This window comes from Pseudoalteromonas sp. NZS100 (assembly GCF_015864815.1).
In the GTDB taxonomy this organism is placed as follows: domain Bacteria; phylum Pseudomonadota; class Gammaproteobacteria; order Enterobacterales; family Alteromonadaceae; genus Pseudoalteromonas; species Pseudoalteromonas distincta.
The window spans coordinates 90705-104169 of sequence record NZ_JADYWM010000010.1; the positions used below are offsets into that span (position 1 = coordinate 90705).

The following is a 13465-nucleotide window of genomic DNA, read 5'->3' on the forward strand; positions in this document are numbered from 1 at the left end:
GGCATAGGTATAGTCATTTTACTGATATTTAAGCGTCTACACATTGTATCGGCTATCAGATACTATGAAGCTAGACACTGTCCAATAAGTATAGGTTCATAATGACTACGCATTTTAAAATGATTTTTACGACCTGCAAAGACGAAGCAGAAGCACGCAGCCTAGCAAGGGCGTTGGTAGAAAAAAAGCTAGCAGCTTGTGTAAATATTTTACCTAACATGGGCTCTATTTATATGTGGGAGGGCGAAGTAGCAGAAGCAACTGAAGCCAAGCTACTTATAAAAACAAAAGCAGATAAAATGAACGATGTGTTTTTAACAATAAAAGAGCTACATAGCTACGAAGTGCCGGAGATTCAGGTTGTAGAAGTTTCAACCGGTAATTTGGCGTATTTTAATTGGATGGACGAGGTACTGAATTAATGCGTTTTTTCTTTTTATTGTTGGTTACATTATTAACTGTACCCGTAAAGGCTGCGACTAATAATGTGCTTGGTGATCTACTTGGGCCTCCGCAACAGACTTTTTTACCTGTAGACCAAGCGTTTGTTTTTGATTTTGACCAACAAGGCAGTACCTTGTTTGTAGGTTGGGATATAGCGCCAGACTATTATTTATATAAAAAGAAAATAGAAATTATCGCCAAAGGTGCAAACATTCAGGTAGGCGACTCCGGCAGTGGCGAAATTATTGAAGATGAATTTTTTGGTAAAACAGAGGTTTTTTTTAATTCCGCGAGTGTTATTAGTAAGCTAAGTAATGTAACCGAAGGCGCTGTGGTTAAAGTTCGTTACCAAGGCTGTGCAAAAGCAGGGCTTTGCTATCCACCAGAAGTAATCAGCATCCCACTTAGTGTTATTAGTGGTGCACAGGTTAAAAATGTAGACCAAAATAACACTACAGATGAAGCTGCAACTGCGCAAAGTACATTTGCGGCACTCAACGAGCCAGCTACTGAACCTACAACAAATTCGGATGATACCGAAAAAGACCTTACTTTTACTGAGCAATTAGCAAGTCAGGGCTTAATAACTAATTTACTTATATTTTTTGTTGTTGGTGTAGGCCTTGCTTTTACGCCTTGCGTATTTCCAATGTTTCCTATTTTGTCGAGCTTAATTGCGGGTCAGCAAAACCTTTCAACTAAAAAAGCGTTTGCGTTGTCGTTTGTATATATACAAGGCATGGCAGTTACCTATGCAGCGCTTGGTTTAGTTGTTGCGGCGCTTGGTGGGCAAGTGCAGGGGTATTTACAGCATCCATTTGTATTAGTTAGCTTTAGTTTACTATTTGTATTACTGGCTATGTCGATGTTTGGTTGGTACGAAATTAAATTGCCAAGCAGTATGATGAGCAAGCTAACTCAAGTAAGTAACAATCAAAAAGGCGGCAACTACGTTGGCGTATTTTTAATGGGCGTACTGTCGGGGTTAATTGCATCACCGTGTACTACTGCGCCACTGTCGGCGGCGCTCTTATTTGTAGCGCAAAGTGGTGATTACTTAGTAGGTGGTTTAACACTATACGTGCTTAGTTTAGGTATGGGGTTACCACTTTTATTACTTGGTACATCTGGCGGTAAGTTGCTTCCTAAAGCAGGTGGTTGGATGGAGCAAGTTAAAACTTTGTTTGGCTTTGTAATGCTCGTTGTGCCGCTTATATTACTTGAGCGCCTAATCAGCGCCGACATTATATTATTAATGGCAGGTGTGCTTGCATTAGCAACAGCACTTTACCTACATCACTGGCAAAGTAGCCAAACACAAAGCAAGTTAAAAACTGCATTATGGTTTGCTGCAACGCTATTAGTTATGACAGGGTTTACGTTAACTAAAAACTACTTTTGGCCAGTACAAGCTGTGCAAGTTAGCTCACAAAGTAATGAGTTTAAAAAGGTGGCGGATTTAGCTGAGCTAAAAGAGGCCGTAGCGCAAGCGAGTAATGAAGGTCGAATGGTTATGGTCGACTTATATGCTGACTGGTGTGTGGCGTGTAAAGAGTTTGAGCATTACACGTTTCCAGATGCCAAAGTGCAAAGTGAATTTAGCCATTATCAGCTAATTCAAGTTGATTTAACTAACAGTGACAATAAAACAATTGAGCTAATGGAAGAGTACACCGTGTTTGGTTTACCTAGTATTTTGTTTTTTAACACCCAAGGTAAAGAGCTAACTACACAACGTGTAACCGGTTTTTTAAACGCAGAAGATTTTGCTAAACACCTTGCTACAGTGCGCGCCAGCGCACAATAATAGTGCAATAGAGCCACTTGGATATACCAAGTGGCTTACGACTCCCTCCTAGTTTTTTGTTCCCAAAATAGAGATTGGACCAGTATTTTGCTGCTATTTACATCGAAATCACTATAATAGTTGGTTAACGTGAGAATTTGTTGCTACATTACTTTTTTCTGCTTACTTAAAAGCGAAAAACTACTTAGCAACCGCTTAACTCATTACTTATAGGATATATCGCGTATTATGGCTGCAAAATTTAACCTTTTAGTTATAAATGGTCCAAATTTGAACATGCTTGGCAAGCGTGAACCGGATAAATACGGTTTTCAAACGCTAAGTGAAATTATGAGCGAACTAACCAGTGCCGCTGATAGTCTAGATGTTGAGTTAGCACATTTTCAAAGTAATAGTGAGCAAGCCCTCATTGAGCGAATACACAGTGCTTGGCAAGCGGTTGATTACATAATAATTAACCCTGCTGCATTTACGCATACAAGCGTTGCATTACGTGATGCATTGCTAAGTGTTGATATTCCGTTTTTTGAAGTGCACTTAAGTAATGTGCACGCACGTGAAGCCTTTCGTCATCATTCGTATTTTTCTGATGTGGCACAAGGCGTGATATGTGGATTAGGTGCAATGGGTTACCACGCAGCATTAAATGCCGCTGTGAGCCGGTTGAAAAACTCGATTTAATTTTAAATTAACACACAAACAAACAGGCGGGTCGTGTAATGGATATTCGCAAGATAAAGAAGCTTATCGAATTAGTAGAAGAATCAGGTATTGCTGAGCTAGAAATCACTGAAGGTGAAGAGTCAGTACGTATTAACCGTAACAACATGAGCGCAGGCCCTGGTTACCCGCAATTTGCTCCACAGCAATATGCACCAGCGCCAGCAGCCCCAGCTCCAGTTGCAGCAGCTCCTGTAGCAGTTGAAGCAGCAGCTCCAGCAGAACCTACTGGCCATCAAGTTAAATCACCAATGGTTGGCTCTTTCTATGCAGCAGCGTCTCCTGAAGCTCCAGCGTATGTAGAAGTTGGTCAGCAAGTTAAAGTTGGCGATACGCTTTGTATTATCGAAGCTATGAAAATGATGAACCAAATTGAGTCAGATAAAGCCGGTACAGTAAGAGCTATCTTAGCTGAAAATGGCGAGCCAATAGAATTTGATCAACCTCTATTCATCATTGAATAATAGCGTAACCTAAAAGGCCAACTCTAATGTTAGATAAAGTAGTCATTGCAAACCGAGGTGAAATTGCACTTCGTATATTGCGCGCCTGCAAAGAGCTTGGGATCAAAACGGTTGCTGTGCATTCAACGGCGGATCGCGATCTTAAGCATGTATTGCTTGCAGATGAAACCATCTGTATTGGTAGACCATCAGCAACTGAAAGTTATTTAGATATCCCGCGCATTATTGCTGCGGCCGAAATAACTGACGCTGTAGCGATTCATCCAGGTTACGGTTTCCTTGCAGAAAACGCTGATTTTGCCGACCAAGTTGAGCAAAGTGGTTTTGTATTTATTGGTCCAAAAGGTGACACTATTCGCCTTATGGGTGATAAAGTTTCTGCTATTTCAGCAATGCGTAAAGCAGGCGTTCCATGTGTACCAGGGTCTGATGGTCCGGTATCAGATGATAAAGAACGTAACATGCAAATCGCTAAACGAATCGGTTACCCGGTAATCATCAAAGCCGCTGGTGGCGGTGGTGGTCGTGGTATGCGTGTTGTTCGTAGCGAATCTGAACTTATTGATTCAATTGCATTAACACAGCAAGAAGCTAAGCAGTTCTTTGGTAATAGCATGGTGTACATGGAGAAATTCCTTGAAAACCCACGCCATATCGAAGTTCAAGTATTAGCAGATGGCCAAGGTAATGCAGTACATTTAGGTGAACGTGATTGTTCTATGCAACGTCGTCACCAAAAAGTAGTTGAAGAAGCACCAGCGCCAGGTATTACTGCAGAAACACGTAAATTTATTGGTGAACGCTGTACACGTGCATGTATCGAAATCGGTTACCGCGGTGCAGGTACGTTTGAGTTTTTATACGAAAACGGCGAGTTTTACTTCATCGAAATGAATACACGTATTCAGGTTGAACACCCTGTAACTGAAATGGTTACTGGTATTGATTTAATCAAAGAGCAGTTAAAAATTGCTGCGGGTCAACCATTATCATTCACGCAAGACGACGTTGTTATTCGTGGTCATGCTATTGAGTGTCGTATTAATGCTGAAGACCCTGAAACGTTTATCCCTTCACCGGGTAAAATTACACGTTTCCATCCTGCTGGTGGCTTAGGTATTCGTTGGGACAGCCATATTTACGCTGACTATACGGTTCCACCACATTACGATTCAATGATTGGTAAGTTAATCACTTACGGTGAAAACCGTGACGTAGCTATTGCCCGCGCGCGCAATGCACTTAACGAGCTAGTAATTGACGGAATTAAAACTAATACTCCTTTGCATAAGAGAATTCTTGCAGATGAAAACTTCCAAAATGGTGGTACTAACATCCACTATCTTGAGAAGAAATTAGGATTGTAATTCTAGCCTGTAAAAAGGCGTTTTATCTTAGTTAATAACCCGAGTTATTAAGCTGATTTAAATAATTAAAAATCCGATATCAGGAGACTGATATCGGATTTTTTAATGCCTGTAATTTAAGTTTTATAGGCAATAAAAAAGTCCATAAAATATACTGCAAAGAGTAAATTCTATGGACTCAATATTTATATAATATGTTGAACTAACATTACACTAATTTAGATTCAATTAACTGTAGTGCTTCTTCTAAAATTGTTTCTACTGCTTTTTTAGCGCGCTCAGGGTCGCGTGACTTTATGGTCTCTAAAATATCAGCGTGCTTAGCAACATCTGCGCCCGGTACACCTTTAATGTGGTTTGTATAACGAATACTTACTCTAAGAGCTGTACTAATAAACTCAGTTAACTGCACAAAAAAGCGATTATTACTGGCAACTAATATGCTGGTATGAAAAGCAATGTCGGCTTCTAGTGGGTCGTCTAAGCCTTCGTCTGCTTCAGCCATACGGGCTAAGGCACTATCTATATCAGCGAGTTGTTCAGCAGTTGCATTTAGCGCAGCAAGAGCGGCCGCTTGTGGTTCAAGGGCTACGCGTACTTGAGTAAACTCTTTTAATAACGACAGTGATGGCTTACTGCTTAAAATCCAACGTAGTACGTCGGTATCAAACATGTTCCAGCTACTTTCAGGTAATACACGAATACCTTGCTTAGGACGCGATGAAATTAACCCTTTAGCAGAGAGCATTTTTACCGCTTCGCGGGTAGCGCTGCGACTTACATCATACTTTATACATAAATCGGCTTCAGAAGGCAGGCCTTCGCTTACAGGGTAAACACCACGCACAATAGCAAAACCCAAATCGTGGGTTAGTTGTTGTGTTAAATTTTGACGGGGTTGGCTTTTCATTGCGCAGGATTCCGAGTTGATATATTGCTTTATTATATATCATATATCATATTAATGTACTTAAGGATATGATATAAACTTTTAATTAGTTAAATATTTTAGCACAGCAATAACAACTTAGTTTGGCTCTTTATACTGTAAATGTAAGTTTATAAAGGGTTTAATTAAAATTGAAAATGCGCTGTATGGAGAGTTGAATTTGAACACCCTAGCTCAATATCATAGTCTTTCTGGTAAAGTTATTTTTATTACAGGCGGTGCATCAGGCATTGGTAGAGCAATGGTTAAATCCTTTGTAAACCAAAATGCAAAAGTAGCATTTATAGATATTGATGATAAGGCAGCGCAATCGCTTATTCGTGATTTACCCAATGCAAAACTATGGTATAGGCAAGTTGATGTAACTGACTCTCATGCACTTCAGCAATCACTTGTGGATGCATGCGCCGTTTTTGGTGCCATTAATGTACTAGTTAATAATGTAGCGAACGATCGCCGTCAAGCAAGCGAAGACGTTACAGTGCAAGACTGGGATCAGTGCTTACAAATAAACTTAAACCCTGCATTTTTTGCCTCTCAAGTTGCTATGTCTTTTATGAAGGGCGATGGAGCGGGCAGTATCATTAACTTTAGTTCTATTAACGCTATTATGGGGCAACCTCAAATGGCAGGCTATGTAACCGCAAAAGCAGGCCTAATAGGTATGACTAAGGCACTGGCTCGCGATTACGGCGAGTTTGGTATTCGCGTTAACGCTATTTTACCAGGGTGGGTGGCTACCGACCGTCAACTAGCAAGCTGGTTTACCGAAGAAGAGCAAGTTAAGTGGATGGAAGCCATGGCACTTAAAAAATTAGTAACTCCTGAAGATGTTGCTAATTTGGCACTCTTTTTAGCCGCCGATGAAAGCAGTATGATCACCGGGCAAAGTATTAAAATTGACGGTGGGAGGCTTTAAAGCTTGGCTACTTCATCTCTTTTTATTGCTGTTGACTGGGGCACGAGCCATTTACGCGCTTATTTGTGCGAAGTACGAGCGCAATCAACACTTAAACTATTAGCACAACGTGATGGCCCTGGTGTTGTTAAGGCAAATCAAAATTTTGAGCAAACCCTAATCGACACCATTGCAGTGTGGAAGCAAGAGTATGGCAGCTTACCTATATATATTGCTGGGCAAATTACCTCAAGCATCGGCTGGCACGAAACACCTTATTTAGAATGCCCAATTAATCCCGAAGGGTTACTTAATGCTGCTGTTAGCTTTGATTGCGATGGGCATATTATTAAAGCGTTACCTGGCACAAAGTGTACGCTGCAAAATGGCTTGTTTGATGTAATGCGCGGCGAAGAGCTGCAAATTTTAGGGTTTTTAAAGCAAAATCCACAGTATCAACAAGGTAAAATATTACTCTGTTTGCCTGGCACACATACCAAATGGGTGCTTATAAACAATGGCGAAATCATTTGCTTTAAAACAGCCATGACCGGTGAGTTATATGATTTGTTATGTCATCAAAGTGTTTTAATTCCTAATGACTGCGCAGAAGGTGAGTTTGACTTTAAAGCATTTGAGCAAGGCTGTGAGCTAACTTTAGGTAGTGATAGCGGTAACTTGGCACATGGTATTTTTAGTGTGCGTACCCGCCAGCTTTCAAAGGAGTTAACGCCAGTACAAGCTAAAGCCTATCTGTCGGGTGTATTAATTGGCAGCGATGTACGAGCAGCTCGCCACGCTAGCGAATGGCAATTATTAAGTGATACACAAGTTGTGGTGATTGGCACAAAGCAGCTCAATAAGTGTTTTACTACGGCGCTTAACCAAATAGGTGTGAAGTGTGTTGAGTTTGATATTAAAACAGCGACGCTTAGTGGCTTTAATTATTTATTTAATTTAGAGTCAAAAAAATAAACCCCTTTATAACGGTTAAATTATAAAGGGGTTAACAGGAAGCTATTATAACTTGATAGTTAAGCGCTTTTAGCTGCTTGGTTATGCTCAATATAATCATTAAGCGCAGCAACTTGCGCCTCATTAAAACGTAGTCCTAATTTACTGCGGCGCCATAAAATATTGTATGCGTTTTCTGCCCACTCTTCATTTAGCAAGTAATCTACTTCTGCTGCAAATAAACCATGGCCAAAATCTTGGCCTAAATCACTCAGCCCAGTTGCACTACCTAAAATATGTTTAGCACGAGTACCATAAGTGCGTACAAAGCGTTTAAGTGTTATTTCAGGTAGCCATTCGTATTTTGCTTTTAGCTCTGATTTAAGTGCTTCTACAGAGCTAAAATCACCACCAGGGAGCGGACTATGTTTGGTCCACGCATTGCTCATTTGCGGATAAAAATCTTCAAGCTTATTAACCGCAGCTTCGGCAAGTTTGCGATAAGTTGTAATTTTTCCGCCAAACACACTCAGTAGAGGTGTTTGTTTAGCATCACTCGAAAGCTCTAATTTATAATCGCGAGTAACGGCTTGTGCATTAACTGATTCGTCATCAAGTAATGGGCGTACACCAGAAAAGGTATGTACTATGTCTTCGCGTTTAATCGGTTGTTTAAAGTAGGTATTAGTAATATCAATTAAGTAATCAATTTCTTCATCACTAATTTTAACGTCTTGTGCTTCACCTTTGTGTTCTACATCGGTTGTGCCAATAAGTGAGAAGTCATCTTCAAACGGAATAACAAACACAATACGCTGATCTTTATTTTGTAAAATATAAGCTTGTTTTTCATCGTGAATACGAGGCACTACAATGTGGCTACCTTTTACAAGGCGAATATTTTGTGGTGATTTTTCTGTTAGTGCTTCGTCAAATAATTTAGCTACCCAAGGACCCGCAGCATTAACAATCCCTTTGGCAGAAATGGTGTATTTAGCTTTACTCTTTTGCTGCTCAAGCGTTACCTGCCATTTACCTTGCTCACGTTTAGCATTTACACACTTAGTTTGCGTGGTAATAACGGCGCCTTTTTGCTGCGCTGCTAGGGCGTTTAAAACGACTAGGCGAGAGTCATCAACCCAGCCATCTGAGTATTCAAAACCTTTAGTAATAGAGGGTTCTAAAACGCTATTTTCACCAAATTTAATGCTTCGAGAACCCGCTAGTGTTTCGCGTTTTGCTAGGTTGTCATACATGAACAAGCCAATACGAATCATCCAAGCAGGGCGCAGGTGTTTTTGATGCGGCAATCTAAAGGTTAGCGGCCACATAATATGAGGTGCGTTTTTAAGTAGCACTTCACGCTCTGCTAAGGCCTCTTTTACTAATCTAAATTCGTAGTGCTCAAGGTAGCGCAGACCGCCGTGGATCAGCTTAGAACTGTTTGAAGAAGTTGCACAGGCAAGGTCTGATTGTTCGCACAATAGAACCTTTAACCCTCTGCCAGCTGCATCAGCTGCTATTCCAGTGCCGTTTACACCGCCACCGATGACTAGTAAGTCATATTCGTTATCTGCTAATTCCACCGAGCTAACCTTTTTATTTGTAATATAAATAAGACATAAGCATCATAAAGCTGCTGTTTTCATTTGACAATAGAAAACCCAGATTTTTATTCGTTAATTTTGACGCCAATCCATTTTCAATTTTAAGCAGTAAAGCATGCCTTTTAAATCTAGCATTTAGCTAAGTTAAAAAAGCAAAGTGGCTAAAGTATTAGCCTTAGCCACTTAGTATTTACTGCGGGCAGTTTTTATTCGTTAAGCAGACTTGAGCTACGCAGTGCTGCCATTTTGCGTATAGATCGTTACGCAAAATGGCACTCATGGTGGGCTCAAAGCGACGGTCGCATGTCCACATTTTAGATAACTGTTCAGTCGACTCGTACACACCTGCTTGCAAGCCCGCTAAATAAGCGACCCCTAAAGAAGTGGTTTCGGTCACTGTTGGTCGCTCAACTGTTGCACCTAAAATGTTTGATAAAAAGGTCATAACCCAATTATTTTTTACCATACCGCCATCTACACGAAGCACACTTGGGCGAAGGCCATCACGCTCCATCGCTTTTTGTAAATCTTTGGTCTGGTAACCAACTGATTGCAAAGCAGCCGCAACAATAGTGCTAATACCAGAGTCGCGTGTTAGCCCTAAAATAGCGCCACGCGCATTAGGGTCCCAGTAAGGAGCGCCTAAACCCGTAAACGAAGGCACTAAAAATACACCATGATCGAGCGGTACATCTTTAACCATCGACTCACTTTCGCCAGCATGGCTAAGTAGCTTTAAGCCTTCAACAATCCACTGCATAGTTGCGCCAGCCATAAATATACTGCCTTCAATGGCGTAAGTTGGCTTGCCGTTTAATCTGTAGGCAACAGTGGTCAATAAGCGGTTTTCTGAGGTCAGTGCTTTTTCGCCAGTGTTAAGCATTAAAAAACAGCCAGTACCGTAAGTACTTTTAGCCATGCCTTGTTCAAAACATGCGTGTCCTACAAGCGCAGCTTGTTGATCGCCTGCAATACCACAAACACGAATTGGCGCGCCAAAAATATCAGCGCTGGTTGAACCAAACTCGTCAGCTGAATCCATTACTTCTGGCAGCATAGATTCTGGAATATCGAATAACTCTAAAAGCTCTTGATCCCACTGCTGGGTGTGAATATTAAATAACATGGTGCGCGATGCATTGGTTGCATCGGTGCGGTGCTCTTTGCCGCCTGTTAGCTGCCAAAGTAGGTAAGTGTCAACCGTACCAAAGGCGAGTTCGCCTGCAAGGGCTTGTTCGCGTGCGCCTTCAACGTTATCTAAAATCCAACGAACTTTAGTGGCCGAAAAATAAGGGTCGAGCAGTAAGCCTGTTTTATCGCTTATTGTTTGGCAAAGCTCATCAGTTGTTAGGCTTTCGCAATAGTCACTGGTGCGACGGTCTTGCCATACAATAGCGTTATAAATTGTTTTGCCTGTTTTTTTGTTCCACACCAAAGTGGTTTCGCGCTGATTGGTGATACCAATGGCAATAATTTCTTCAGGCTTTACATCGTTTTTAGTTAACACTTCGCGACTAGTGCTAAGCACTGTTTGCCAAATATCGTTAGGGTCGTGTTCTACCCAACCATTTTGTGGAAAATGCTGCGAAAATTCTTGTTGTGCTGTACCAAAAACGTCTGCATCTTTTGTAAACAAGATGGCCCGAGAGCTTGTGGTTCCTTGATCAATTGAGAGTATGTATTTGGACATGATATTTGTGTTATTTATCTTATCTTATATATGACTAGATTGCCTTTAACCGAAGTTAATGGCAATGGTTTTTTCTTAAAATAGCAGATTAAAAAATAAACACGCTAATATTTGCTAGTAACTCTTTTATATAAAAGGCGTTTTATTTTTGCATTATTTTAAGGGCGTACGCGGCTATTGATTAAAACAACCGCTTAAAGCTTATTATTACTTGGTGTGAGGTTTAGCTTGTTGCCAATCCATACCGGTAGAAAAGCGATTATCAAACCCGCGCCACTGTGGCAGCGGCTTACCATCAACAACAGCTTGGTCGCCGTTTTGTGGTAAATCTAAGTATTTACACTCGCTGGCTATGCCTTTTACGTGGCAATCCATCATGGCAAGTACAAAGTGTTTGTTGGTCTCGTTTAGTGTGCGCATAGACCACGAAGGCTCGTAGTAATGGCCTATATCTAGCTCACTGCTGCTTTGTGCAATAGCAGGGGCTGGGTGTGGTGCAATATTATGGCGTGCATTTTTGTAAGTAAGCATGTACTTATCTTTGCTGCCTGTTTGGTTATAAAGACTTTTAATGCCTTCATAGCCTGAAATGTCATCTAAGTTACCGGCTACATAAAGCGAAGGTACTTTAATATTTGCCATTGCTTTGGCGTCAAATATAGCGTGCTGTCCGCCCCATGGTGCAAAGGCCACCATCGCTTTTATACGAGGGTCTACTTTTGGGTTTTGGTATTGCCCACCAGCGCAGCTGTTTAGTAATTGCTGTACTTGTTTAATTTGAGCTGGGTCTTTCATACCCGTAAACATAGCCGTAGTTTGCTCATTAAAAGCGAAACAACCACCTATTGTATTTACCGCGCCATAGCCACCCATTGAGTAACCAATTACACCTGCGCTTTTGTTATCTACCTGCTTGCTGGCAAAGTTGTTTTGCTCATTAAAGTAATTAATAACAAACTGCTGATCGCGTGAGCGATTTATAAGCGTGCTAAAAAAGCCAGAGAACGGTGCGTTTTCAAAATCAACATCGGCATTGGTTGAGTCAGTATGATCAATAGCTACCACAATGTAACCGTGCGACGCTAAATGCTCGCCAAGGTAGTACATAATTGTACGGTAACCGGTATAACCGTGCGAAAGCACAATGACAGGGTAGTGCTCTTTATTATTAATGGCGACATCACGCATTGCATCGGCTTGCAGAGTAAACTCTTTACCTGAGCGAGTTTCATCTTTGTAGCTGGTAAGTGGCGCTTTTGCTGTATTTGCAGCCGGATACCACACTTCTACTTTTAAAGGACGATCTTTTTGACCTTGTGTAGCGGGGTCAAATTGCGCAGGGTTAACTAAATCAAGTGTTTGCACACCTACATTGTAGCTACCTTTAGCTGCAAGCTCTGGCAGTACTTCGCTAGTGATTGGCGGGTATAGCTGCTCTGGTTTATTAGATTCAGCAACAGCTACACTGGCAGATAAACTGCACGTTGCAAGTAATATGGCTTTTGAAAGCGCCTTGAGTGTGTGTGTCATTGTGTGTCCTTGTTGTGTATTTTTATTTTTTAATTAGTCAGTTCAGCCGACTCGACGACATTGCTATATTGCAGCAGCCACTGTGCTCGCAAGGTATCCATTATGTTCATAACTCGTAAGCTAGTACCGAGGGGCAACACGCTGCTTTGGGTTTGTTTTTGTAATATACACTGCGTGACATGTGCAATTTCAAACTTAAAGTTTTCATCGTCACTAAAGTCGTATTCAAAGTACTGCGGGTCTTGACCGTTTATGTGTAGCTCTAGCGTTTTTGCACCTACAAACTGAGGGATTCGAATATAGCCAAGCTCACCATTAATACATGCTTCTGTTGGGCCATTTTGCTGCAGTGCGCAGGCAAGAGATGCAAATTGCCCGTTACCGTAATCAACTATAACCGTGCTTCGCTCATCAACACCGGTTGTGCTTTTATGTACAAAGGATTTGATGTGTTCAGGGGCTTTATTAAATACCACATCAGCAATCGAAATAGGATAAATACCTAAATCGAGTAGGGCGCCACCCGCTGTTACAGGGTTCATTAATCGGTGAGTGTCGGCAAAGCTGCCTGGTAAACTAAAGTTGGCATTAACACTGTGCACATTACCAATAACACCTTCACTTAGGAGCTGTTGTAATTTTACTATGGCTGGTAAAAACCGCATCCAAACGCCTTCCATTAAAAAGCAGTTTTGTTGTTTTGCAAGCTCAGTGAGACTTTGCAACTGCTTAGCATTAACGGTAATTGGTTTTTCGCTTAACACGTGCTTATTGTGTTTTAAGCATTGGGTTATCGTTTTAAAGTGTTGATCGTGCGTATTGGCAATATAAATAGCATCTATATTTGGGGATTGCATAAGAGCTTGATAGCTCTCATAGCCTTGAATATTGTACGGTGTGGCAAATTCTTTAGCGCGCTGCATACTCGTTGATGCCGCGCCAATAAGCTGTGCATCACTGCAATACGCAATGCTTTTAGCAAAGGTGTGAGCTATATTGCCACACCCAATAATTCCCCAATTAACCTTTGCCATG

General features: G+C 41.2%; 12 protein-coding genes. 7 read left to right on the forward strand and 5 right to left on the reverse strand.

What is annotated here, in order from left to right; all coding sequences use genetic code 11:
• The first annotated feature begins 101 nt into the window (after positions 1-101).
• The 5 genes from cutA to accC all read left to right on the forward strand — a co-directional run bounded on the left by cutA (position 102) and on the right by accC (position 4802).
• A complete protein-coding gene (gene cutA / locus I6E69_RS12130; protein ID WP_002958839.1) occupies positions 102-422 on the forward strand; it encodes a divalent-cation tolerance protein CutA in 321 nt (106 codons plus the stop codon).
• Positions 422-2251: a protein-disulfide reductase DsbD gene (locus I6E69_RS12135; protein ID WP_197121337.1), complete on the forward strand. Its 1830-nt coding sequence runs from the start codon at positions 422-424 to the stop codon at positions 2249-2251. The genes cutA and I6E69_RS12135 overlap by 1 nt, the downstream gene beginning before the upstream one ends.
• 228 nt (positions 2252-2479) lie before the next feature.
• The gene (aroQ, locus tag I6E69_RS12140) at positions 2480-2932 is read left to right on the forward strand and encodes a type II 3-dehydroquinate dehydratase (protein ID WP_002958841.1); all 453 of its coding nucleotides are present in this window, start codon (positions 2480-2482) and stop codon (positions 2930-2932) included.
• Between the two features lie 38 nt (positions 2933-2970).
• Positions 2971-3435, forward strand: a complete 465-nt coding sequence (accB, locus tag I6E69_RS12145) for an acetyl-CoA carboxylase biotin carboxyl carrier protein (protein WP_002958842.1) — start codon at positions 2971-2973, stop codon at positions 3433-3435.
• Positions 3436-3461: 26 nt separating this feature from the next.
• Positions 3462-4802: an acetyl-CoA carboxylase biotin carboxylase subunit gene (gene accC, locus I6E69_RS12150; protein WP_002958843.1), complete on the forward strand. Its 1341-nt coding sequence runs from the start codon at positions 3462-3464 to the stop codon at positions 4800-4802.
• A 208-nt stretch (positions 4803-5010) separates the two neighbouring features.
• On the opposite strand, the gene I6E69_RS12155 is transcribed toward accC, so the two are convergent.
• Entirely contained in the window at positions 5011-5712 is a 702-nt protein-coding gene (locus tag I6E69_RS12155; RefSeq protein WP_024596672.1) for a FadR/GntR family transcriptional regulator, read from the reverse strand.
• 199 nt (positions 5713-5911) lie between these two features.
• Here I6E69_RS12155 and I6E69_RS12160 point away from each other — a divergent pair, with 199 nt between their 5' ends.
• Entirely contained in the window at positions 5912-6670 is a 759-nt protein-coding gene (locus tag I6E69_RS12160) for an SDR family NAD(P)-dependent oxidoreductase (protein WP_197121338.1), read from the forward strand.
• A gap of 3 nt (positions 6671-6673) precedes the next feature.
• Positions 6674-7624 (forward strand): 2-dehydro-3-deoxygalactonokinase, encoded by a 951-nt coding sequence (locus I6E69_RS12165; protein WP_149601990.1) that lies wholly within the window; start codon positions 6674-6676, stop codon positions 7622-7624.
• A 59-nt stretch (positions 7625-7683) separates the two neighbouring features.
• On the opposite strand, the gene glpD is transcribed toward I6E69_RS12165, so the two are convergent.
• From glpD to I6E69_RS12185, 4 genes are all read right to left on the reverse strand, one after another.
• A complete protein-coding gene (glpD, locus tag I6E69_RS12170; protein WP_002958847.1) occupies positions 7684-9189 on the reverse strand; it encodes a glycerol-3-phosphate dehydrogenase in 1506 nt (501 codons plus the stop codon).
• A gap of 211 nt (positions 9190-9400) precedes the next feature.
• Entirely contained in the window at positions 9401-10900 is a 1500-nt protein-coding gene (gene glpK, locus I6E69_RS12175; protein WP_197121339.1) for a glycerol kinase GlpK, read from the reverse strand.
• 207 nt (positions 10901-11107) lie between these two features.
• Positions 11108-12430: a dienelactone hydrolase family protein gene (locus I6E69_RS12180; protein ID WP_197121340.1), complete on the reverse strand. Its 1323-nt coding sequence runs from the start codon at positions 12428-12430 to the stop codon at positions 11108-11110.
• A gap of 29 nt (positions 12431-12459) precedes the next feature.
• Complete coding sequence (locus tag I6E69_RS12185) at positions 12460-13464, reverse strand: Gfo/Idh/MocA family protein (protein WP_197121341.1); 1005 nt, start codon at positions 13462-13464, stop codon at positions 12460-12462.
• Between the last annotated feature and the right edge of the window lies 1 nt (position 13465).

What these genes read in the sequence shown, in the direction of transcription:
- I6E69_RS12135 (WP_197121337.1), top strand. Translation starts at nt 422, where the DNA reads ATGCGTTTTTTCTTTTTATTGTTGGTTACATTATTAACTGTACCCGTA.
- glpK (WP_197121339.1), bottom strand. Translation starts at nt 10,900, where the DNA reads ATGTCCAAATACATACTCTCAATTGATCAAGGAACCACAAGCTCTCGG.
- I6E69_RS12155 (WP_024596672.1), bottom strand. Translation starts at nt 5,712, where the DNA reads ATGAAAAGCCAACCCCGTCAAAATTTAACACAACAACTAACCCACGAT.
- I6E69_RS12180 (WP_197121340.1), bottom strand. Translation starts at nt 12,430, where the DNA reads ATGACACACACACTCAAGGCGCTTTCAAAAGCCATATTACTTGCAACG.
- accB (WP_002958842.1), top strand. Translation starts at nt 2,971, where the DNA reads ATGGATATTCGCAAGATAAAGAAGCTTATCGAATTAGTAGAAGAATCA.
- I6E69_RS12185 (WP_197121341.1), bottom strand. Translation starts at nt 13,464, where the DNA reads ATGGCAAAGGTTAATTGGGGAATTATTGGGTGTGGCAATATAGCTCAC.
- accC (WP_002958843.1), top strand. Translation starts at nt 3,462, where the DNA reads ATGTTAGATAAAGTAGTCATTGCAAACCGAGGTGAAATTGCACTTCGT.
- cutA (WP_002958839.1), top strand. Translation starts at nt 102, where the DNA reads ATGACTACGCATTTTAAAATGATTTTTACGACCTGCAAAGACGAAGCA.
- aroQ (WP_002958841.1), top strand. Translation starts at nt 2,480, where the DNA reads ATGGCTGCAAAATTTAACCTTTTAGTTATAAATGGTCCAAATTTGAAC.